The organism is Rahnella sp. BCC 1045 (assembly GCF_019049615.1).
Taxonomy (GTDB): domain Bacteria; phylum Pseudomonadota; class Gammaproteobacteria; order Enterobacterales; family Enterobacteriaceae; genus Rahnella; species Rahnella contaminans.
Window position 1 is genome coordinate 151257 of the sequence record NZ_JAFMOZ010000143.1, and the last position, 22972, is coordinate 174228.

Here is a 22972-nt window from a genome sequence, read left to right on the forward strand (position 1 = left end):
CAACCGCCCGTTGAGAAAGGCTATCAGATTAGGAATTTACGCGGCTGTTCTTAAGCGTTTCAGGCGTTTTGAAAGCCTGTAACGGCCCTCTTCCGCTCAGCGTGAAGGCCGAAATCACGGTGAACGTCAGCGCCACTAATCCCAGGATCAGGTACGTGCCGTGGAAACCGATACGGTCATACATATTCCCGGCGAAGACGGACATAAACATGATCGCCACCTGTTTGAAGAAGCAGAACGTCACCAGATAAATCGTCGCGGAGAAGCGCACTTCAAACACTGAAGTGATGTATTTGAAGCAGCCGACAATCAGGAACGGCACCTCAAACATGTGCAGCGTTTTGAGCACCACGACTTCCAGCGGCGATGAGGCAAACGACGAGCCGATGATGCGGATCGACATAATCGTTCCGGCCAGCAGCAACGCATTTTTCCCGCCAATGCGGTTCACGATAAGCGGTGCGAAGAACATGATGCAGGCGTTCAGCAACTCGCCCATGGTGGTGACATAGCCGAAAACGCGTGTGCCTTCGGACGACGAATCAAAGAACGAAGTAAAGAAGTTGGCGAACTGCTGGTCGAAGACGTCGTACGTGCAGGACACGCCGATCACGTAAAGCGCCAGGAACCAGAGTTTGCGGTCTTTGAGCAGCTCAAGGGCAATCTTCAGGTTGAACGGTTTGGTGTTCGCGCCCAGTTCATTAACTACGTGCGCGGTAGGCGTAACTTCCGGTTTGGCGATCAGCAAGAGGATTGCCAGAATGACCGCACAGCCGGAACCGAGCCAGAAAACAAATTCGTTGTTGATGGTGAACATGATGCCGACCACCGACGCACACAGCGCCCAGCCGACACAACCGAACATCCGCGCACGGCCAAATTCAAAGCTGCTGCGGCGGCTGACTTTTTCGATATACGCTTCAATCGCAGGCGCACCGGCGTTGTAAATCAGGCCGAGATAAATCCCGCCGACCACCGAACCGAGATAGATATTAATTTTCAGCAGCGGGCCGAACACGTAAATAAAGAATGGTGCGAAGAGAACCAGCATACCGGTGATCACCCAGAGCAAATGCTTTTTCAGCCCCAGTTTATCGGCCAGTAAACCAAACACCGGCTGAAAAAGCAGGGAGAACAGCGAAATGCTGGCAAATATTATTCCGGTGTCACTTTTACTGATCTGATTGATGTCGTGCAGCCAGATCGGGAAGAACGGGAAATATGCACCCATGATGAAAAAATAGAAGAAGAAGAACAGCCCGAACATCCAAAAGTTAGTATTTTTCAGGTAATACATACGCAGTTTCCTTACGTCTGAATATTTCGCCGCCGGAGATGAACCCGGCGGCACAGGCTGTCAGGCACGTTTCCAGGTGAATGAATAATGATACTGGCCGGCAGTCAGCAGGAAATCAGGGCTGACGCTCGGGCTCCAAGAATCATCACCACCGACGCCCATATGGAAACCGTCGATGTTCAGCCAGGTGCCCTCTTCTTCACGCAAATGGTGACGATGACTGGTTTCCATCAGCTGTTGCAGGCTGAAGCGGCTCAGGCCAAAGTGGAAATTACCCTGCAACGTCCAACCGGCGTATTCCAGTTCACGCGTCCCACCGCGCAAACCGTTTTCGGTCGGGAAAACGTACGGCGTATACAGATCGCCGAGTGGCGATGTCCAGCGCCCGTGCTGCGCGGCCAGACGACGATCCGGATAGTTTTCATGCGGCCCCAGCCCCAGCCAGCGGACGTTTTCCGCGATATCTGCCAGCTGACAGGTCAGGCCGATGCGCCCCGGCGACGGCACGTTCGCCGCCACACTGACGTCGGCGCTGATATGCAACTCACCCTGATTATCGATACGGAAACTTTTGCGGCTCAGCAAACGCACTTCCTCACCCGCCATAAATGCATGCGTGGTAGTAATCACCACGCCATCCTGCAACTGATCGGCGGAAATATTCAGCAGACGCGATTCCAGCTGATACATTCCGGCGGCTTTCCAGCGCTCCACCCACGCATTCGGATCGATTCTGGTGACTTCGCTGACGCCTATATCGTTATCCACCGGCGCGCGGACAAACTGGTCGCGTAGCGCCGAAAGCAGGCGCGGCGTTTTGTCATCAAACCACTGTTCCAGTAGTCCGGTTTGCTGACTGAACAGCCAGCGTTGCGCGCCGTGGACTACAGAAATCATATCGCCCTGCCGATCCATAACCGGCGCGCTGGTGGAGGTTTTCTCCTGCACCGGCAGGCTGAGCGGTTGCGGCAGCTGCCATTGATCCCAGGCGCTGCGGTGCCCCGCTTCGGACCACGCGGTTGCCTGCGGTTGGTGTATCGCGACGTTCAGCCACAAATCGCCTTCTGCCTGCGGGATATCACCCAGATCCAACACTTGTTTGCCGTCAGGCGCGATGTTCAGCACCGTTTCGCCCTGTGAAATGACTTTGCCGTCACGCTCGATACGCCAGACCAGCTGTTCGTTATCACTTTGGCGGAACAGATACTCGCTCTGAATTTCAATCGTCAGCGGTGAGGTGCCGGTGAGCGAGAACTGGAAGAATTGCTGCGCACGCTGCGCTTCAAACAGCGACGGATGCGGCGTGCGGTCGGCAAATACCAGTCCGTTCATGCAGAACTGACGATCGTTTGGCGTATCGCCAAAATCACCGCCGTAGGCCATATAACGTTCGCCGTCTGCGCCGGTGCGCAGCAGACTTTGATCGACCCAGTCCCAGACGAAACCGCCCTGTAAACGCGGGAACTGGCGGAAGGCTTTCCAGTATTTATCGAAACCGCCGAAGCTGTTGCCCATGGCATGGGCGTATTCGCAGAGGATCAGCGGACGCGTTTCGTCCGGCATACTGATCCACTTTTTAATCGACCATTTGGGTACCGCCGGGAATGGCTGATCCTGCTCAACGCGGGAATACATCGGGCAAATGATGTCGGTCGCCGCGCTGTTGGCACCGCCGCCTTCATACTGCACCGGACGCGTCGGATCGACAGATTTTATCCAGCGGTACAGCGCGTCGTGATTCGCACCGTGGCCGGATTCATTGCCCAGCGACCAGATGATGATGCAGGGATGGTTGCGGTCACGCTGAACCATGCGGGTGACGCGCTCGCTGAAGGCGTTGAACCACACCGGATCGTCTGAAAGACGATTCATCGGCTGCATACCGTGGGTTTCGATATTGGCTTCATCGACCACATACAGGCCGTATTCATCGCAAAGTGTGTACCACAGCGGATGATTCGGATAATGCGAGCAGCGCACGGCGTTAAAGTTGTGCTGTTTCATCAGCACAATGTCACGGCGCATGGTGACTTCATCCATCACCTGACCGTTTACGGGATGATGCTCGTGACGGTTAGTACCGCGGATCAGAACCGGCTGTCCGTTGACTTTCAGCAGCCCGTTGCTGATTTCCACCTGACGGAAACCGACGTCGCAGGCTTCAGCTTCGATAAGCTCACCCTGCGGAGAAATCAGGGAAACCACCGCGCGATAAAGAGCGGGCTGTTCGGCACTCCATAGTGCAGGATGGCTGACCGGCAGACGCAGCGTGGTGCGATCATATGCCGCCCCGCGTTCATCAATGATTTCACTGCCAAGCGCCTGCTGATGTTCTGCGACCTGCTTATCGCCCTGCCACAACTGAACGCGCACCTGATAATCAGCCGCGCTTTCCTGAGGTACCGCCGCGCTGACCTGTACTTCCAGTTCAGCCTGTGTAAAACCGTGGAACAGATGCGTGCGCACCTGGTAATCCGTGATCTGCTCCCGGGGTTTCTGCAGCAATGTGACATCGCGGAAGATGCCGCTCATGCGCCACATATCCTGATCTTCCAGATAGCTGCCGTCGCTCCAGCGCAACACCATCACCGCGAGCCGGTTTTCACCCGCATGAAGCACGTCGCTGAGATCGAATTCAGCCGGTAAACGGCTGTCCTGTGAATAACCAATCCACTGACCATTGCACCACAGATAGAACGCCGAACTGACGCCGTTGAACACGATGCGGGTCTGTCCGCTGCTGAGCCATTCGTTCTCCAAAGAAACTGTGAGCGAGTAACAACCTGTAGGATTTTCTGCGGGCACAAACGGCGGATTAACCGGGATCGGATACTGAACGTTGGTGTAAATCGGCGCATCATAACCTGCAAGCTGCCAGTTAGATGGCACCTGAACCTTGTCTGCATCCGCGAGGTCACCTTCCAGCCATTGTTCGGGCACGGCTTCTGGCCGCTTAAAATAGCTGAATTTCCATTCCCCGTTCAGGGAAACAATATTAGGGGAACCTTGATTTCGTCTGGCTTCTTCACTTTCCCGCCAGCTGTTAAAAGGCGGGTGCGCCGCAAGACGGTTATATTGCGTTGATGATGGTTTTTCCCAGTCACGGCGCCCCAGAACGGTGGCCAGTGACGACAGTTTTTCATCCGCTGATAATGTCATAATAATCCCCATGCAAATTGTTATGCGCTCACAATAATATAAACATGCGTAAAGGGAGCAATTAAGTAAAGCAAGGGAGTGCGGGAAAGGGACGCGGATCACAGATCCCGCGCCGGAGAAGCAAAAAAAAAAGTAAATCAGCGCGGGCTGAGCTGGCGGGCGATGCGGAGAAGTTCCTGCGACAGTGCTTCCTGAGAAACGGCAGATTCACCGGGTTTCGACGTTGTGTGGCGTTCCACCAGAGAGGTCGGCAATAACAGCGACGATTGCTGCTTATCGCCATGATGATGCAGATGGTCAACCAGCCGCTTGACGCTCTCGTGGCCGAGCAGACGGAAATCTTGCTTGATGGTAGTCAGCGGCGGGAAGAAAAACGCGCTGTCTTCGGTATCGTCATAGCCGATCACCGAAATCTGTTCCGGTACGCGCAGGCCAAATTCATGCACCGCACGTAACACACCGAGCGCCATCTGATCATTGGCAATCAGGATCGCCGTAGGCCGCACCGGCTGGTTGAGCAGTAATAATGCCTGCTGATAGCCGGAAGCCGCGCTCCAGTCACCGTGCTGTATGGCACAGGGCGTAATCTGGTGCTTTGCCAGCGTACTCAGCCAGCCTTCGTAACGCAGCCGCGCAGAGATGGATTCCAGCGGGCCGGTCAGCACCGCAATTTTCTGATGCCCCAGCGCCAGAAGGTGTTCAACGCCCTGCTCTGCCCCGCAATGCGGATCGAACAGAATTTTAAAGACGTCAGCCTGCGGATCGACATCCAGAAACAGCACCGGTAAATCACCGCAAAGCTGTGCAATGACGCCCGCATCATCGTTTGACAGCGGCACGTTAATCAGCACGCCATCGACGCGCTGAGACATCAGCTCATTCACCGCCGTGCGGCAGGCAGAAAGGCTCAGGTTATCAATCATCGAAATAACAACGTTAAAACCTAACTGATTGGCGCGGGTTTTCATTGCAGAAGCAATTTGGGACGGCGCATGAAGGGCGAGTTCGGTAGTCGCCAGCCCCAGCGTATAACTTTGTTTCCCGGCCAGCTGCTGGGCAACGCGATTCGGCACGTAGTTTAAAGCCGCCATGGCCTGCTCAACTTTATCCCGCGTTTTTGCCGAGACGTGCGCCGCCTGATTCAGCACACGCGATACAGTCTGATAAGAAACGCCCGCCTGACGCGCGACGTCATCGAGGGTGACAGATTTTGGCTTCATGGCTCTCTCTTTGGGGTGCGGCCGCAAATACGTAACAGGCTATTGTGTCTGGAAAACAGGCAATAAAAAAGGGGCCGAAGCCCCTTTGACGATTATCCTCACATTCCGGTGGTCAAGCACCGGAAGGGTAAGAATTACAGTACGTCGATTGCGTTCAGTTCTTTGAATGCCAGTTCCAGGCGAGTCACCATGGAGGACTGTGCAGCACGCAGCCAAACGCGCGGGTCATAGAATTTCTTGTTAGGTTTGTCCGCGCCTTCCGGGTTACCCAACTGACCTTGCAGGTAAGCTTCGTTTTTCTTGTAGAACTGAAGGATACCATCCCAGTTAGCCCACTGGGTGTCGGTGTCGATGTTCATTTTGATAACACCGTAGCCTACAGATTCTTTGATTTCAGCTGCAGTAGAACCGGAACCGCCGTGGAATACGAAGTTCAGGCTGTTGTGTGGCAGGTTGTGTTTTTTGCACACGTATTCCTGAGAATCACGCAGGATCGTTGGAGTCAGTTTAACGTTACCTGGTTTGTAAACACCGTGTACGTTACCGAATGACGCAGCGATGGTGAAACGCGGGCTGATAGCGTTCAGTTTTTCGTATGCGTAATCAACGTCTTGTGGCTGAGTGTACAGTGCAGATGCGTCCATATGGCTGTTGTCCACGCCATCTTCTTCACCGCCGGTGCAACCCAGTTCGATTTCCAGAGTCATGTCGATTTTTGCCATGCGAGCTAAGTACTTGCTGCAAATTTCGATGTTTTCTTCCAGAGACTCTTCAGACAGGTCGATCATATGGGAAGAGAACAGTGGCTTACCGGTTTTCGCGTAGTGAGCTTCACCCGCGTCCAGCAGACCGTCGATCCATGGCAGCAGTTTTTTCGCGCAATGGTCGGTGTGCAGGATAACGGGCACGCCGTAATGTTCTGCCATCTGGTGTACGTGATGTGCGCCAGAGATTGCACCCAGGATTGCCGCGCCTTGTGGCACGTCAGTTTTCAGGCCTTTACCCGCGATGAACGCAGCGCCACCGTTAGAGAACTGAACGATAACCGGTGAACGGACTTTCGCAGCAGCTTCGAGAACGGCGTTGATAGAGTCGGTGCCTACGCAGTTAACCGCTGGCAGAGCAAATTTGTTTTCTTTAGCAATAGCGAAAACTTTCTGTACATCATCACCAGTGATAACGCCTGGTTTTACGAAATCAAAAATTTTAGACATAGTTCTTTGTCCTGTATTCGTCGGCCGTAGATGGATTGAATCGGTTTGCTATGTCGCGCGAACTCCACTGTGCAGCCCCTCGCGCGGCAAAGAAGAACAGGAAGCCGCTGGCTCCCCGCTCAGGGTTCATTACTTCTTAGCACGCTCTTCCAGCATCACAACCGCTGGCAGTGCTTTCCCTTCAACGAATTCCAGGAATGCGCCACCGCCAGTGGAGATATAGGAAATTTTGTCAGCGATACCGAACAGGTCGATAGCCGCCAGAGTGTCGCCGCCGCCTGCGATAGAGAATGCATCGCTGTCAGCAATAGCCTGCGCCACAATTTCGGTCCCTTTACGGAAGTTAGGGAACTCGAACACGCCTACAGGACCATTCCACAGAATGGTTTTAGCGTTTTTAATGATCTCAGCCAGGCGGTATGCAGACTCATCGCCCATGTCGAGAATTTGTTCGTCATCTTTGATGTCTTTTACAGACTTCACCGTCGCGGTAGCCGTTTCGGAGAACTCAGTCGCCACGCGAACATCTGTAGGAACAGGAATGTCGCAGGTTTCCAGCAATTTGCTTGCGGTACCGACCAGATCTGCTTCGTACAGGGATTTACCGACGTTGTTGCCTTGAGCAGCGACGAAGGTGTTCGCGATACCGCCACCAACGATCAGCTGGTCAGCGATTTTGGACAGGGAATCCAGAACGGTCAGTTTGGTAGAAACTTTAGAACCGCCAACGATAGCCACCATCGGACGAGCCGGGTTACCCAGCGCTTTACCCAGTGCTTCCAGTTCTGCAGACAGCAGCGGACCGGCACAGGCGATTGGTGCAAATTTGCCCACGCCGTGAGTAGAAGCTTGTGCGCGGTGCGCAGTACCGAAGGCGTCCATCACATAGATGTCACACAGAGCAGCATATTTTTTGGACAGGGCTTCGTCGTCTTTCTTTTCGCCTTTGTTGAAGCGAACGTTTTCCAGAACAACCAGCTCGCCTTCTGCAACTTCAACGCCATCAAGGTAATCTTTCGCCAGACGCACTGGAGATTTCAGATGTTCTTTCAGGTAGTTAACAACCGGCAGCAGAGAAAACTCTTCGTTATATTCGCCTTCAGTCGGACGACCCAGATGCGAGGTAACCATCACGCGTGCGCCTTGTTTCAGGGCAATTTCGATGGTTGGCAAAGAAGCGCGGATACGTGCATCTGACGTTACTTTGCCATCTTTAACTGGCACGTTCAGATCGGCACGGATCAGTACGCGTTTACCCGCTAAATCCAGATCGCTCATCTTAATAACAGACATGGTGAATCCTCTCGTTGATTCTCTTTAAAGTTGCTTGAAGGCAATTTCGGCCAGAAGGCCGGAACAGCCGTACTAGAAACCGCTAGCGGACATTACCAATGTTGTATCCAACATTCGGTTGGCAAAACCCCACTCGTTATCGCACCAGACCAGTGTTTTTATCAGGTGCTGTCCACTTACCCGCGTCTGCGTTCCATCGACGATGGCGCTGTGGGGATCATGGTTAAAATCTGTCGAGACTAATGGTAGTTCGGTATAGTCAACTATACCACGAAAAGCGCCCGTTGCGGCCTTTTGCAGCAGCTGGTTCACCTCGTCTACCGTCACGGAACCCTCGACAAATACGCTCAAATCAATGGCTGTGACATTGATGGTCGGCACACGCACTGAGATAGCTTCAAAGCGATCGCAGAATTTGGGCATGATGCGCGTGATCCCTGCGGCCAGTTTGGTATCGACCGGAATAATGGACTGACTGGCCGCGCGCGTACGGCGTAAATCTGCGTGGTACGCATCAATGACCGGCTGGTCATTCATCGAAGAATGGATGGTCGTTACCGTGCCCGACTCAATGCCAAAGGCATCGTCGAGCAGCTTGATCACAGGGATAATACAGTTGGTGGTGCAGGACGCATTGGACACAATGCGGTGCTGGCGTTCGAGCAACTCGTGGTTCACACCGTAAACCACCGTAGCGTCAAGATCATGACCGCCGGGATGCGCGAACAGAATTTTTTTGGCACCGGCCGCGAGCTGAGCTTCACCGTCTTCACGGCTGCCATAAACGCCGGTGCAATCGAGCACGACGTCAATACTCAGTTCGCCCCATGGCAACTGGCTGGCATCAGACTGATGAAGTAAACGGATGGAGTCATCGCCGACGTAAAGGTTTTCCCCTTCCTGGCGGACATCCCAGGCGAAGCGCCCGTGGCTGGAGTCGTATTTGAGCAGATGTGCCATGCCTTCAGGGCTGGCGATTTCATTGATGGCAATAACGGAGATTTCCGCACGACGCCCGGATTCGTATAATGCGCGCAATACGCTACGGCCAATGCGACCAAAGCCATTAATTGCAATACGTATTGGCATACATCTCCCTGTTACACGGTTGTTACTCAATATCAGTAACACCTATAGTAATGCAGCGTGCGTTTACGGTGAATCACCATCGTCATCTGTCAGCACAATGCGTACGGCAGAAAAATCTCAGTTTCAGTCACGATAACAACCTGGTGACGATGTTAAGCTCAAATAGCCCGACTGAAACGGTTCAGCTGAGAATAAACCAAACGATGAATAAAAGGAATAATTCGTCAAACACTGAGGCATTAATCGCGCTGAACGCTTAAAAAAACGCCAGCCAATTCTGTGTATTCACAGTGATTTTACTTTTTCATCACCTTTTCAACAGTGATTTTTCTCAAAAACCGACGGTTTGAAACAGCATCAGAATGCAGGGAGTTTAGCGGAGTCGGCACCCGAAGGGTTTGACCTGCGTCATTTCGCACGAAACTGAGAACCTGCGCATAAAATTGCCGACGAAAAAAAAGCACCCGAAGGTGCTTTTAAGCAGCGTTAAGAAAACCGGATTACTTCAGCAACGCCTGTGCCTGAGCAACAACGTTATCTACAGTGAAACCAAATTCTTTGAACAGCAGGTCTGCCGGAGCAGATTCGCCGAAGCTGTGCATACCAACGATCGCGCCATTCAGGCCAACGTATTTGAACCAGTAATCCGCGATACCTGCTTCAACTGCAACACGTGCAGAAACGGCTTTCGGCAACACAGATTCACGGTAAGCCGCGTCCTGTTTGTCAAAGGCGTCAGTTGAAGGCATGGAAACCACGCGCACTTTAGTGCCCGCAGCCGCCAGTTTATCAGCCGCTTCTACAGTGATACCGACTTCAGAACCGGTCGCAATCAGGATGATTTCCGGCGTACCGTCGCAATCTTTCAGCACATAACCACCGCGCGCCACGTTGGCTAATTGCTCAGCGGTACGTGGTTGCTGAGTCAGGTTCTGGCGGGAGAAGATCAGAGTCACCGGGCCGTCATTACGCTCAATCGCGTATTTCCATGCCACAGCAGATTCAACCTGATCCGCAGGACGCCAGGTGCTCATGTTTGGCGTCACGCGCAGGCTGGCAATTTGCTCAACCGGCTGGTGCGTCGGGCCGTCTTCGCCCAGACCGATAGAATCATGGGTGTACACGAACACGTTGCGGATTTTCATCAGCGCAGCCATACGCACGGCGTTACGTGCGTATTCCACGAACATCAGGAAGGTCGCAGAGTACGGCAGGAAACCACCGTGCAGCGCGATACCGTTGGTGATCGCGGTCATGCCGAATTCACGCACACCGTAATGGATGTAGTTACCCGCCTGATCGTCGCCAATAGACTTAGAACCGGACCACATGGTCAGGTTGCTTGGCGCCAGGTCGGCAGAGCCGCCCAGGAATTCCGGCAACACTTTACCAAAAGCTTCCAGCGCGTTTTGTGATGCTTTACGGCTGGCGATGTTGGCAGGTTTAGCCTGCAGTTCTTCGATAAATTTCTGTGCTTCTGCTTCCCAGTTGGCTGGCAGCTCGCCGTTCACACGACGTTTGAACTCTTTTGCCAGCTCAGGGTGTGCCTTGGCGTAAGCATCAAACTTGTCGTTCCATGCCGCTTCTTTCGCCTGGCCCGCTTCTTTAGCATCCCACTGAGCATAAATATCTTGCGGAATTTCGAAGGCAGCGTATTTCCAGCCCAGCGCTTCACGGGTTGCCGCCACTTCAGCAGCACCCAGTGCAGCACCGTGGACATCGTGAGTCCCGGCTTTGTTCGGTGAACCGAAACCGATCACGGTTTTGCACATCAGCAGCGATGGCTTATCAGTCACTTTATGTGCTTCTTCGATAGCCGCTTTGATGGCGTCAGGATTATGGCCATCAACACCACGCACAACGTGCCAGCCGTAAGCTTCGAAACGTTTAGCGGTATCATCGGTGAACCAGCCTTCTACGTGGCCGTCGATAGAGATACCGTTGTCATCATAAAACGCGGTCAGTTTGCCGAGTTTCATGGTACCGGCCAGAGAACACACTTCGTGAGAAATGCCTTCCATCATGCAGCCGTCGCCCAGGAACGCGTAAGTCTGGTGATCGACGATGTCGTGGCCTGGTTTGTTGAACTGCGCGCCCAGCGTACGTTCTGCGATCGCCATACCCACTGCATTCGCAATGCCCTGACCCAGCGGGCCAGTGGTGGTTTCTACGCCAGGGGTATAACCGTATTCCGGGTGACCCGGAGTTTTAGAATGCAACTGACGGAAATTCGCCAGCTCGCTGATTGGCAGGTCATAACCGGTGAGGTGAAGCAGGCTATAAATCAGCATGGAACCATGGCCATTGGACAGCACGAAGCGGTCGCGGTCAGCCCAGTTCGGGTTTGACGGGTTGTGGTTCAGGTAATCACGCCACAAGACTTCGGCAATGTCTGCCATGCCCATAGGGGCGCCAGGGTGGCCGGAATTCGCTTTCTGCACGGCGTCCATACTAAGTGCGCGGATAGCGTTCGCAAGCTCTTTACGAGAGGACATGTTCTACTCCAGGTCGGATTAAAAAAGCAGTCAAGAAAGTCATTTTCTCAGACTCGGCATTAAAACGGCAATCCTTAATCACTCTCGTGACTAAGTTCACAGAATTCGCTTTTAAATCAGTGCGTTTTTTCAGACTTACACTATAGATCGGGCGATCCCAAAAACCTATCTTAACGCTATTCTTACAATCAGCGCCTTTTTGAGGCTGTACTGACTTTATTATTAACGTTCTCCGGGAACCCAAACTGATGAAATTCCACCCCGTTTTGCTGAGTCTTTGCGCGGCCGCACTGGTCAGCGGTTGTTCAACCCTTAATACCGATACCTTAATGCAATCCGGCGCGCAGGCTTATCAGGCTTATACACTGAGCGACGCCGATGTAAAAACCCTGAGTGTTCAGTCTTGCGAAGAAATGGATAAAAAAGCGCAAATAGCACCAGAAAGCAGCGAATACGCACAACGTCTGAAAAAAATCTCGGCGGCGCTGGGGGACAACATCAACGGCACGCCAGCCAACTATAAGGTGTACCTGACCAAGGACGTCAACGCCTGGGCGATGGCGAACGGCTGTATCCGCGTGTACAGCGGCCTGATGGATATGATGAACGACAACGAAGTCGAAGGCGTCCTCGGCCACGAAATGGGTCACGTCGCGCTGGGGCATACCCGTAAAGCGATGCAGGTTGCCTACAGCGCCACGGCGGCACGGACGGCGGTGGCGTCACTGGGCGGCGTCAGCACCACGCTTTCGCAATCGCAGCTGGCCGATCTCGGTGAGAAATATGTTAACGCGCAGTTCTCTCAGAAACAGGAATCCGAAGCCGATGATTACTCGTTTGATCTGCTGAAAAAACGCGGGATAGATCCGACCGGGCTGGCGACCAGTTTTGAAAAACTGGCAAAACTGGATCAGGGAAGCAGCATTGGCTGGTTTGACGATCACCCGTCATCCGAAGCGCGTGCCAAACATATCCGCGATCGCATAGCTGCCGGTAATTAATTCCTTCATATATAAAGATGCGCCCGCTAAGGGGTGCATCTTTTTATTACCTGTATAAGTGAAGCTTCCTAATTTCATTAAAAATCCATTATTCAGAAATAAATACCGCACAAAATCTGAAAATAACCCTCCATGAAGACTTTTCCTCGCTAAGTAAAAACGTTTCGTTATTCTTCCTGCGTTTTTGTTTAATTTAACTATCAAAGGAAGATGGATTATGAATTTTCGCATAACTGCAATTGCGTTCGGGATCACCGTATTATTAAGTGGTTGCCAAAACGGCGCGCTCAATACCGATGCCTTAATGAAATCGGGTTCAGATGCTTACAAAGCGGCCACGCTGACCGATCAGGATGTCATCAATATGACGGAAGGTTCCTGTAAAGCGCTGGATGCCGAATCCCAAATTGCTTCATCAAAAAGCAAATACACAAAACGCCTGAATAAAATTGCCAAAAACCTCGGTAACGACATCAATGGCCGGCAGGCTAACTACAAAGTCTATCTCACCAGCGACGTCAACGCCTGGGCGATGGCGAACGGCTGTATCCGCGTTTACAGCGGCCTGATGGACATGATGACCGACGATGAAGTCGAAGGCGTACTGGGCCACGAAATAGGTCACGTCGCCCTGGGTCACAGCAAAAAAGCCATGCAGGTGGCATACAGCACTTCCGCCGCGCACAATGCAGCGGGCGCAGCCGGTGGCATTGCCGGACAGCTTTCCAGCACACAGCTGGCCGATCTGGGTGAAGACCTGATTAACGCGCAGTTCTCTCAGAAACAGGAATCTGACGCTGATAATTATTCCTACGACTTGCTGAAAAAACGCGGCCTGCCGACCAAAGGGCTGGTTACTGCCTTTGAGAAACTGGCAAAAATGAGCGGTGGCAGTGAGAAGAGTTTATTCAGCTCTCACCCGCCTTCTCAGGAGCGCGCAGATAATATTAAAAAGCGTATCGCCGAAGATAAATAATCGCGAGAACAAATTCGTTATTTATATCCTCAAAAATAGAATATTCACAACCTAAATAATAAAGGCACCCGAAGGTGCCTTTATTTTATCTTTCATTCAGAGCCGAAAACCGGCGCCCTTATTCGTCTTCTTCCAGATACGTATAACCGTATAAACCGGATTCAAACTCTTCCACAAACTGCGCCTGCAGTTCCGCATCCAGATCGGTTTCTTTTACCTGATCGCGGAAGCGGGTCAGCAACACATTCGGGTCAAGCTGCACGTATTCGAGCATATCGGCCACGGTGTCGCCTTCGTCAGACTGCTGCACTTCTATGCTGCCGTCAGGGAACACAAACACGTCCACTGCCGCGGTATCGCCGAACAGGTTGTGCATGTTGCCGAGAATTTCCTGATACGCGCCAACCATGAAGAAGCCCAGCACCGGCGGGTTCTCAGGATCATACGGAGGCATCGGCATTGTGGTCGCCACACCGTCACCGTCGATGTAGTGATCGATAGTCCCGTCGGAATCACAGGTAATATCCAGCAGCACCGCACGGCCAACCGGCGGTTTGTCCAGCCCTTCGAGCGGCAGAACCGGGAACAGCTGATCGATACCCCACGCATCCGGCATGGACTGGAACAGCGAGAAGTTCACGTACAGCTTATCGGCCATACGTTCCTGCAATTCGTCGATAATCGGACGGTGCGCGCGGTTGCTTGGATCCAGCTGATCCTGAATTTTATTACAAATATTCAGGTAGATATCTTCCGCCCAGGCGCGCTGAGTCAGATCCAGAATACCGTGTGCATAGGCCGAATGGACGTCGTGCAAGTCCATCTGGCTGTCGTGCAACCATTCGCGCAGTGAGCGACGGTTTTCCGGATCGTGCATTTCGTTCCAGGTATCCCACATGCTGCCCAGCGCACGTGGTGCATCATCTTCCGGCGCAACCGGCTCTTTGAACTCGTTGCGCTCAACGCCAATCACGTTGGAAACCAGAACTGTGTGGTGCGCGGTTACAGCACGGCCAGACTCGGTAATCACCGTCGGATGCGGCAAACCATGTTCATTACAGGCGTCGCCAATACCCCAGATGACGTTGTTGGCGTATTCGTTCAGGCCGTAGTTCACCGAACAGTCAGACTGCGAACGGGTGCCTTCGTAATCCACACCCAGACCGCCGCCGACGTCGAAGCACTGAATGTTGACGCCAAGCTTGTGCAGTTCAACGTAGAAGCGCGCCGACTCACGCACACCAGTCGAGATATCGCGGATATTCGCCAGTTGTGAACCCAGATGGAAGTGCAGCAGTTGCAGGCTTTCCAGACGTCCGGCTTCACGCAGCATTTCCACCAGTTGCAGAACCTGAGACGCCGCCAGACCAAACTTGGACTTTTCGCCACCGCTGGACTGCCATTTGCCGGAGCCTTGTGAGGACAGACGCGCACGCACGCCCAGACGCGGGATGACGTTCAGACGTTCAGCTTCTTCCAGCACCAGTTTAATCTCGGTCATTTTCTCGATAACCAGATAAACCTTGTGACCGAGTTTCTCGCCGATCAGCGCCAGACGAATATATTCGCGGTCTTTATAACCGTTACAAACGATAACAGAACGGGTCATTCCGGCGTGAGCCAGAACCGCCATCAGTTCCGCTTTTGAACCCGCTTCCAGGCCCAACGGTTCGCCGGACTCGACCAGAGATTCAATGACGCGGCGATGCTGGTTAACCTTGATCGGATAAACCAGGAAGTAATCACCCTCATAACCGAACGATTCACGCGCGCGCTTGAAGGCGCCGTTAATCGAACGCAGACGGTGTTGCAGAATTTGTGGGAAACAGAACAAAGCGGGCAGACGCTGACCGTCCTGCTCGCGCATGTCTTTCACCAGTTGCGCCAAATCGACACGGGCAGAAGGCTCGTCAGGATCCGGGCAAACACTGATGTGGCCCAGTTCATTGACGTCAAAATAGTTGTTACCCCAATAGGCAACGTTGTAAGTGCGCAGCATTTTGCTGGCATCACGATCGTTCACGGCAACCTCCTGCATGGAGCGCAAAGAAACAGTATCGCCCGGTTGTGACGGACGGTGGGACTGGATGTCATCAGACATAGGTAAATCCTCTTTCTATACTGACAACATGGCCAGCCACTATCGCAGTAACAACAGGTGAGAACAACCCGCAAGGCTGGCTTTCAGACAGGATAAAACCCTGCGAGCCACAGCCATGGGACTGTTTTTCACTCATATCATTGTAAAACACGTTTTTAGACTCCGTGTAACGAGTCGGAAGAAATCAGGGGAAATCACCCCGGAGGTCGCAGGCTACATCAGTTATATGTCGGGAATACGATCCCGGTTTTACTGAGTAGCGTACAGATGTCGGCGACTGACCTGTCTGTAGTCAGGCTGTCTGTAACATCGCAGAGAGGGCAGACATTTCTCTGAAAGAAGGTCCGCTGAAAGAAGTGCTGCAAGGCGCATTAAAGGCTGCAGGGGATGCTGTTGAAATGTAACAACCGGTAAAAAGTGGGTCATTAACCTAACCACCTCCACACGTGCCACGCATCACCCGCGGGCATTCGAGCTGAGAAAACAGTAATCACTGGAATACGCTGGGATCTACAGTCTCTATAAATGTGTACAGCGCGCGCCGTTTATACCGGCAACCTGCTGAAATTGCAAAATGAAAATGACGTCAGGATTGTTTCTATGCGTGAATATCACTGCAAACCCGCACAATAACGCCATGTTCGCCACAAAAATGACTGGCTTTCAACACAGGTGCTATCCTAAAATAGCCGTCCAGATGTTAATCCGTCCGTAGCAATTTTAGGGATTAATGCGCAAACTGCTTTAAGGCTTTGCCTAATGGGGACATGCAGGACGCATTGTGACAATGACGAGCTAAGCTCCTCATCTGCCCGTCTCCCCGGTGCTATGCAGTGATATCTAACCCGTCGTATGTAAGGTAAAGAACATAATGGCTAAACACCTCTTCACGTCCGAATCTGTTTCAGAAGGACATCCAGATAAAATTGCAGACCAGATTTCTGACGCCGTACTGGACGCAATTTTAGAGCAAGACCCGAAAGCACGTGTTGCATGTGAAACTTATGTCAAAACCGGCATGGTCCTGGTTGGCGGTGAAATCACCACCAGCGCATGGGTCGACGTTGAAGAAATCACGCGTCAGACCGTTCGCGAAATTGGCTATATCCATTCTGACATGGGTTTCGATGCCAACTCTTGTGCCGTACTGAGCGCTATTGGTAAGCAATCTCCTGACATCAATCAGGGCGTTGACCGCACTGACCCGCTGGAACAAGGCGCGGGCGACCAGGGTCTGATGTTTGGTTATGCTACCAACGAAACCAGCGTTCTGATGCCAGCTCCGATCACTTACGCACACCGTCTGGTGCAGCGTCAGGCTGAAGTACGTAAATCAGGCACCCTGCCATGGCTGCGTCCTGATGCGAAAAGCCAGGTCACTTTCCAGTATGACGAAGGCAAAATCGTTGGCATCGATGCCGTTGTGCTGTCCACTCAGCACGCTGAAGACATTGCGCTGAAAGATTTGCAGGAAGCGGTGATGGAAGAAATCATCAAACCTGTACTGCCAGCAGAATGGCTGAACGCCAGCACCAAATACCACATCAACCCGACTGGCCGTTTCGTTATCGGTGGCCCGATGGGTGACTGCGGTCTGACCGGACGTAAAATCATCGTTGATACCTACGGCGGCATGGCCCGTCACGGCGGCGGTGCATTCTCAGGTAAAGATCCATCGAAAGTTGACCGCTCTGCTGCTTACGCTGCACGTTATGTGGCGAAAAACATCGTGGCAGCCGGTCTGGCTGATCGTTGTGAAATCCAGGTGTCTTACGCCATTGGCGTGGCTGAACCGACTTCCATCATGGTGGAAACCTTCGGTACGGGTAAAGTTTCTAACGAACAGCTGACCCTGCTTGTGCGCGAGTTCTTCGACCTGCGTCCATACGGCCTGATTCAGATGATGGATCTGCTGCACCCGATCTACAAAGAAACCGCTGCATACGGTCACTTTGGTCGCGAACATTTCCCATGGGAAAAAACCGACAAAGCGGCTCAGCTGCGTGAAGCTGCCGGCCTGAAATAAGTTTTTCAGACTGTTCTGCACTGAAACCCTGTCCTTGCGGCGGGGTTTTTTATTGCCTGTTTTTAGGGGATTAGCGCGGAATGAATAGGGATGGAATCTGATTTTTAAAGACATGTGAAAACGGTTACAGATAATAACTTGTTATAAATTAATAGATTATTTAGATGATTAAAAATGTGTCACATAATTTTGATTGATATAAATCAATTTATGGGCTATTACTCTGCATGAAAGCCCCTTCCCTGCTGCATATCTCATTGAAACCCTTACCGAACAACATTCCCGATGACACCTATAAGTGTAAACGATTACAACACTGTGACCGGGTTCACGTTAAGCTGTGTACAGGGTAAATAACATAACAACCTAAGCATTATTACAAACTCAAAACGATTGCATTATTTTGGAGACCGGATGAACAACTCAACTTCGACCAAAGGAAAACGCTCGAACAAAAGCGTCACTTTCTTTGTGTGTTTTCTCGCTGCGCTGGCCGGACTGTTGTTCGGCTTAGATATCGGCGTCATCGCTGGTGCCCTTCCGTTTATCAGCCATGATTTTCAAATCACCAGCCACCAGCAGGAATGGGTGGTCAGCTCCATGATGTTTGGTGCCGCCGTCGGTGCTGTCGGCAGTGGCTGGATGAATTTCCGCATTGGCCGTAAGTATAGCCTGATGATTGGCGCGATCCTGTTCGTTGCCGGTTCCCTGTGTTCAGCCTTCGCGCCAAACACAGAAATTCTGATTATTGCCCGCGTCCTGCTGGGTCTGGCGGTCGGCGTCGCGTCTTACACTGCGCCAATCTACCTGTCAGAAATTGCACCGGAAAAAATCCGTGGCAGCATGATTTCCATGTACCAGCTGATGATCACCATCGGTATTCTGGCGGCATACCTGTCTGATACCGCATTCAGCTACACCGGCGCATGGCGCTGGATGCTGGGCGTTATCACCATCCCTGCCGTGTTGCTGCTGATTGGCGTATTTTTCCTGCCGGACAGTCCGCGCTGGCTGGCCGCACGCGGTGACGATGGCAAAGCCCGCCGTGTTCTGGAAAAACTGCGTGATTCCAGCGAACAGGCGAAACGTGAGCTGGATGAAATCCGTGAAAGCCTGAAAGTAAAACAAAGCGGCTGGGGTCTGTTCACTAACAACAAAAACTTCCGTCGTGCGGTTTACCTCGGCATCCTGTTGCAGGTCATGCAACAGTTCACCGGCATGAACGTCATCATGTATTACGCACCGAAAATCTTCGGTATCGCCGGTTTTGCCAGCACGTCTCAACAAATGTGGGGCACGGTCATTGTCGGTCTGGTTAACGTTCTGGCGACCTTTATCGCTATCGGTCTGGTTGACCGCTGGGGCCGTAAACCTACCCTGAAACTGGGCTTCCTGGTTATGGCCGTCGGTATGGGCGTGCTCGGGACAATGCTGCACATTGGCGTTGTATCAGATGCCGCGAAATACTTCTCTATCGCGATGCTGCTGATGTTCATCGTAGGTTTTGCGATGAGTGCCGGTCCGCTGATTTGGGTTCTGTGTTCTGAAATTCAGCCGCTGAAAGGCCGTGATTTCGGTATCACCGTTTCAACCGCGACCAACTGGATTGCCAACATGATCGTGGGCGCGACCTTCCTGACCATGCTCGACAGCCTCGGCAACGCCAACACCTTCTGGGTATACGCGGCGCTGAACGTTGTATTCATCTTCATCACCATTGCGCTGATCCCTGAGACCAAAAACGTCTCTCTGGAACACATCGAACGCAACCTGATGAAAGGTGAAGCACTGCGCGACATCGGTAAGTAAGCCCGCCATTCCTCCCCTGCAAAGGGGAGGAATTCAATATTGCATCTCGCTTCCCACAGATTTATCCTTCGCCTGATGAAAACCTCACGCCTTCCCATCGCCCTGCAACAAGCCGTCATGCGCTGCCTGCGGGAAAAACTCCAGATGGCAAATCAGTTTTTTGGCACCGATTACGCGGAGCCGGAAATCACATATCAGCAACGCGGTACCAGCGCGGGCAGCGCGTACCTCCAGCACTGGCAAATCCGTCTTAACCCTGTCTTGCTGATGGAAAACCAGCAGCCTTTTATTGATGAAGTGGTTCCGCACGAGCTGGCGCATTTGCTGGTTTACCGGCGGTTTGGACGCGCACCGGCGCCGCATGGCAAAGAGTGGCGCTTGATGATGGAACATGTGCTGGGTGTTTCCGCCAGCCGGACGCACAAGTTCGAAGTCGCCTCGGTGCAAAGCAAAACCTACCCATATTTATGCGCCTGCCGTGATCACCAGCTGACTGTCCGACGCCACAATAAAGTGATGCGTAAAGAGTCAGAATATCGCTGCCGGCATTGCGGTGAGTTGTTACGTTTTAACGCTAAAGGCACCGCTAACTGCTGATTTTTCAATCACTAAATAGCCATATTGTCTGATTGTCACACCGCTTCGCATCCGTTACCCTTGCGACCTTTTACACTCGGGCTATTCGGAAACATGTTTCGTAAAACACTTTTATCCTTTCTGTTTATCGGTGCTCTGGCACCGCTGAGCGCTTTCAGCCAGTCTGGCAACGCCATTAATAATTTCACTCAGGCCAAAGCGGCGGCAGTGAAAATTAATCAGGGTGCGCCTACATTTTATTGCGGTTGTACCATCAGCTGGCAGGGGAAAAAAGGCACGCCGGATCTGCAATCCTGTGGCTATCAGGTACGTAAAAGCGAACAACGCGCCAGCAGGATTGAGTGGGAGCATGTGGTTCCCGCCTGGCAGTTCGGCCATCAGATGCAGTGCTGGCAGGATGGCGGACGCAAAAACTGTGCGAAAAACGCCGACTATCGCCAGATAGAAACGGATTTGCACAACCTTGAACCGGCTATCGGCGAAGTGAACGGCGATCGCAACAACTTTATGTACAGTCAGTGGAACGGCGGGGAAGGCCAGTACGGCAAATGCGGGATGAAAGTCGACTTCAAAGCCAAAGCCGCCGAGCCGCCAGCCCGTGCACGCGGCGCCATCGCACGCACCTATTTCTACATGCGCGACCAGTACAAACTGAACCTGTCCCGTCAGCAAACTCAGCTGTTTACTGCCTGGGATCGCCAGTATCCGGTCACCGCCTGGGAATGCGAACGCGATAACCGCATTGCGAATGTGCAGGGAAATCACAATCCGTACGTTCAGCAGGCTTGCGCGCAAAGAAAAAGCTAACTTAGTATTAAACTCATCATCAGAGCACATTAGTTCGCGACAATGCGGACTAATGTCGCCAAAATAACCCCTCTCAAGACTTTAAGGACAGCAGCCTCACATGCGCATACCTCGCATTTATCACCCTGAACCGTTAAACGCGCACAGCGAAATTGCGCTCAGTGAAGATGCCGCGAATCACGTCGGGCGCGTTCTGCGCATGCAGCCTGGTCAGGCCATTCAGTTATTTGACGGCAGTAATCAGATCTTCGACGCCAGCATTACGCAGGTGGATAAGAAGAACGTGCGCGTCAGCCTGGAAGAAGGCGTGCTGTCAGACAATGAATCACCGCTGAATCTGCATCTCGGCCAGGTGATTTCGCGCGGCGAGAAGATGGAATTCACCATCCAGAAATCCATTGAGCTGGGCGTGAATACCATTACGCCGCTGTTTTCCGAACGCTGTGGCGTGAAACTGGACGGTGAGCGTCTGGAAAAGAAATTGCAGCAGTGGCAGAAAATTGCCATTGCCGCCTGTGAACAGTGTGGCCGAAACCGCATTCCGGAAATTCGTCCGGTCATGCAGCTTGAAGCCTGGTGCGCCGAGCAGGACGACAGCCTGAAGCTGAACCTGCATCCTCGCGCCAGTCACAGCATCAATACCCTGCCGCTGCCGGTGAATCATGTTCGCCTGCTGATCGGCCCGGAAGGCGGTTTATCCGCCGACGAAATTGCAATGACCTCCGGTTACGGATTTACTGATATCCTGCTGGGACCCCGTGTTCTGCGTACAGAAACTACAGCACTCACCGCGATAACGGCCTTACAGGTTCGTTTCGGCGATCTGGGTTAAGAGGAGACCAAATGATCAAGCTTGGCATCGTGATGGACCCGATTTCTTCCATCAACATCAAAAAAGACACCAGTTTCGCAATGTTGCTCGAAGCGCAGAGTCGTGGCTACGAGCTGCATTACATGGAAATGAATTCCCTGTATCTGCGCGGCGGCGAAGGCCGTGCGACCACCAAAAAGCTCAGCGTAAAGCAGGATTACGACGGCTGGTATGAATTCGGCACCGAACAGGATATCGCCCTGCAGGAGCTCGACGTGATCCTGATGCGTAAAGATCCGCCGTTTGATACCGAATTTATTTATGCCACTTACATCCTTGAACGCGCCGAAGAAAAAGGCACGCTGATCGTCAACAAACCGCAGAGCCTGCGCGACTGTAACGAAAAGCTTTTCACCGCCTGGTTCCCGGAACTGACGCCGGACACGCTGGTAACACGCAACGCGGCGCAGCTGAAAGCGTTCCATAAAGAACATACCGATGTGATCCTCAAACCGCTCGACGGTATGGGCGGCGCATCAATCTTCCGCCTGAAACCGGAAGACGCGAACGTTTCCGTTGTCATCGAAACACTGACCGAGCACGGCAGCCGTTTCTGCATGGCGCAAAACTATCTGCCGGCCATTAAAGACGGCGACAAACGCGTTCTGGTTGTCGACGGCGAGCCGGTGCCTTACTGCCTGGCGCGTATTCCTGCACAAGGTGAAACCCGTGGCAATCTGGCTGCCGGTGGCCGCGGTGAAGCACGTCCGCTGAGCGAAAGCGACTGGGCAATTGCCCGCACCGTTGCACCAATCCTCAAGCAAAAAGGCCTGATTTTTGTCGGTCTGGATATCATCGGCGATCGCCTGACCGAAATTAACGTTACCAGCCCGACCTGTGCGCGTGAAATCGAAGCCGCATTCCCGATTTCCATCACCGGTATGCTGATGGACGCTATCGAAAAGCGTCTGGCTGCACGCTAATCACGCAATATCGTCATTAACGGGTTATCCGCACTGCCGGATAACCCGCTTTTTTTGATGACGCTGCCGTAATAAACTGGCTTGTCTGATTTTG

16 protein-coding genes are annotated in these 22972 nt (G+C 52.7%); 8 read left to right on the plus strand and 8 right to left on the minus strand.

All coding sequences use genetic code 11. The features are described 5' to 3' along the window. Positions 1 to 28: 28 nt before the first annotated feature. The 7 genes from J1782_RS23910 to tkt all read right to left on the minus strand — a co-directional run bounded on the left by J1782_RS23910 (position 29) and on the right by tkt (position 11767). Positions 29 to 1297, minus strand: a complete 1269-nt coding sequence (locus J1782_RS23910) for an MFS transporter (protein ID WP_152327757.1) — start codon at positions 1295 to 1297, stop codon at positions 29 to 31. Positions 1298 to 1357: 60 nt separating this feature from the next. Next, entirely contained in the window at positions 1358 to 4456 is a 3099-nt protein-coding gene (locus tag J1782_RS23915; protein WP_217154021.1) for a beta-galactosidase, read from the minus strand. 137 nt (positions 4457 to 4593) lie between these two features. Further along, positions 4594 to 5676: a LacI family DNA-binding transcriptional regulator gene (locus J1782_RS23920; RefSeq protein WP_152327755.1), complete on the minus strand. Its 1083-nt coding sequence runs from the start codon at positions 5674 to 5676 to the stop codon at positions 4594 to 4596. 134 nt (positions 5677 to 5810) lie between these two features. Continuing rightward, positions 5811 to 6890, minus strand: a complete 1080-nt coding sequence (gene fbaA / locus J1782_RS23925) for a class II fructose-bisphosphate aldolase (RefSeq protein ID WP_165059161.1) — start codon at positions 6888 to 6890, stop codon at positions 5811 to 5813. 129 nt (positions 6891 to 7019) lie between these two features. Next, complete coding sequence (gene pgk, locus J1782_RS23930; protein WP_165059159.1) at positions 7020 to 8183, minus strand: phosphoglycerate kinase; 1164 nt, start codon at positions 8181 to 8183, stop codon at positions 7020 to 7022. A gap of 72 nt (positions 8184 to 8255) precedes the next feature. Beyond that, entirely contained in the window at positions 8256 to 9272 is a 1017-nt protein-coding gene (gene epd, locus J1782_RS23935; protein WP_217154022.1) for an erythrose-4-phosphate dehydrogenase, read from the minus strand. A 500-nt stretch (positions 9273 to 9772) separates the two neighbouring features. After that, on the minus strand, positions 9773 to 11767 hold the full coding sequence (gene tkt / locus J1782_RS23940) for a transketolase (RefSeq protein ID WP_217154023.1): 1995 nt from the start codon (positions 11765 to 11767) through the stop codon (positions 9773 to 9775). Between the two features lie 248 nt (positions 11768 to 12015). On the opposite strand from tkt, the gene J1782_RS23945 reads away from it, so the two are divergent. Together J1782_RS23945 and J1782_RS23950 are read left to right on the plus strand one after the other, a co-directional pair. Beyond that, a complete protein-coding gene (locus J1782_RS23945; protein ID WP_152327750.1) occupies positions 12016 to 12768 on the plus strand; it encodes a M48 family metallopeptidase in 753 nt (250 codons plus the stop codon). Positions 12769 to 12985: 217 nt separating this feature from the next. After that, positions 12986 to 13744 (plus strand): M48 family metallopeptidase, encoded by a 759-nt coding sequence (locus tag J1782_RS23950; RefSeq protein WP_165059153.1) that lies wholly within the window; start codon positions 12986 to 12988, stop codon positions 13742 to 13744. A gap of 118 nt (positions 13745 to 13862) precedes the next feature. Here the strand turns inward: J1782_RS23950 and speA are convergent, their stop codons facing one another. Further along, on the minus strand, positions 13863 to 15845 hold the full coding sequence (speA, locus tag J1782_RS23955; protein ID WP_152327748.1) for a biosynthetic arginine decarboxylase: 1983 nt from the start codon (positions 15843 to 15845) through the stop codon (positions 13863 to 13865). A gap of 871 nt (positions 15846 to 16716) precedes the next feature. On the opposite strand from speA, the gene metK reads away from it, so the two are divergent. The 6 genes from metK to gshB all read left to right on the plus strand — a co-directional run bounded on the left by metK (position 16717) and on the right by gshB (position 22878). Further along, positions 16717 to 17871, plus strand: a complete 1155-nt coding sequence (gene metK, locus J1782_RS23960; RefSeq protein WP_152327747.1) for a methionine adenosyltransferase — start codon at positions 16717 to 16719, stop codon at positions 17869 to 17871. A gap of 414 nt (positions 17872 to 18285) precedes the next feature. Further along, positions 18286 to 19680, plus strand: coding sequence for a sugar porter family MFS transporter (locus tag J1782_RS23965; protein WP_152327746.1), 1395 nt, complete (start codon positions 18286 to 18288; stop codon positions 19678 to 19680). A gap of 75 nt (positions 19681 to 19755) precedes the next feature. Beyond that, a complete protein-coding gene (locus tag J1782_RS23970) occupies positions 19756 to 20277 on the plus strand; it encodes a SprT family zinc-dependent metalloprotease (protein WP_217154024.1) in 522 nt (173 codons plus the stop codon). Between the two features lie 93 nt (positions 20278 to 20370). Next, complete coding sequence (gene endA / locus J1782_RS23975; RefSeq protein ID WP_208951580.1) at positions 20371 to 21084, plus strand: deoxyribonuclease I; 714 nt, start codon at positions 20371 to 20373, stop codon at positions 21082 to 21084. A gap of 100 nt (positions 21085 to 21184) precedes the next feature. After that, on the plus strand, positions 21185 to 21916 hold the full coding sequence (gene rsmE, locus J1782_RS23980) for a 16S rRNA (uracil(1498)-N(3))-methyltransferase (protein WP_152327743.1): 732 nt from the start codon (positions 21185 to 21187) through the stop codon (positions 21914 to 21916). A gap of 11 nt (positions 21917 to 21927) precedes the next feature. After that, the gene (gene gshB, locus J1782_RS23985) at positions 21928 to 22878 is read left to right on the plus strand and encodes a glutathione synthase (protein WP_152327742.1); all 951 of its coding nucleotides are present in this window, start codon (positions 21928 to 21930) and stop codon (positions 22876 to 22878) included. Positions 22879 to 22972 lie beyond the last annotated feature (94 nt).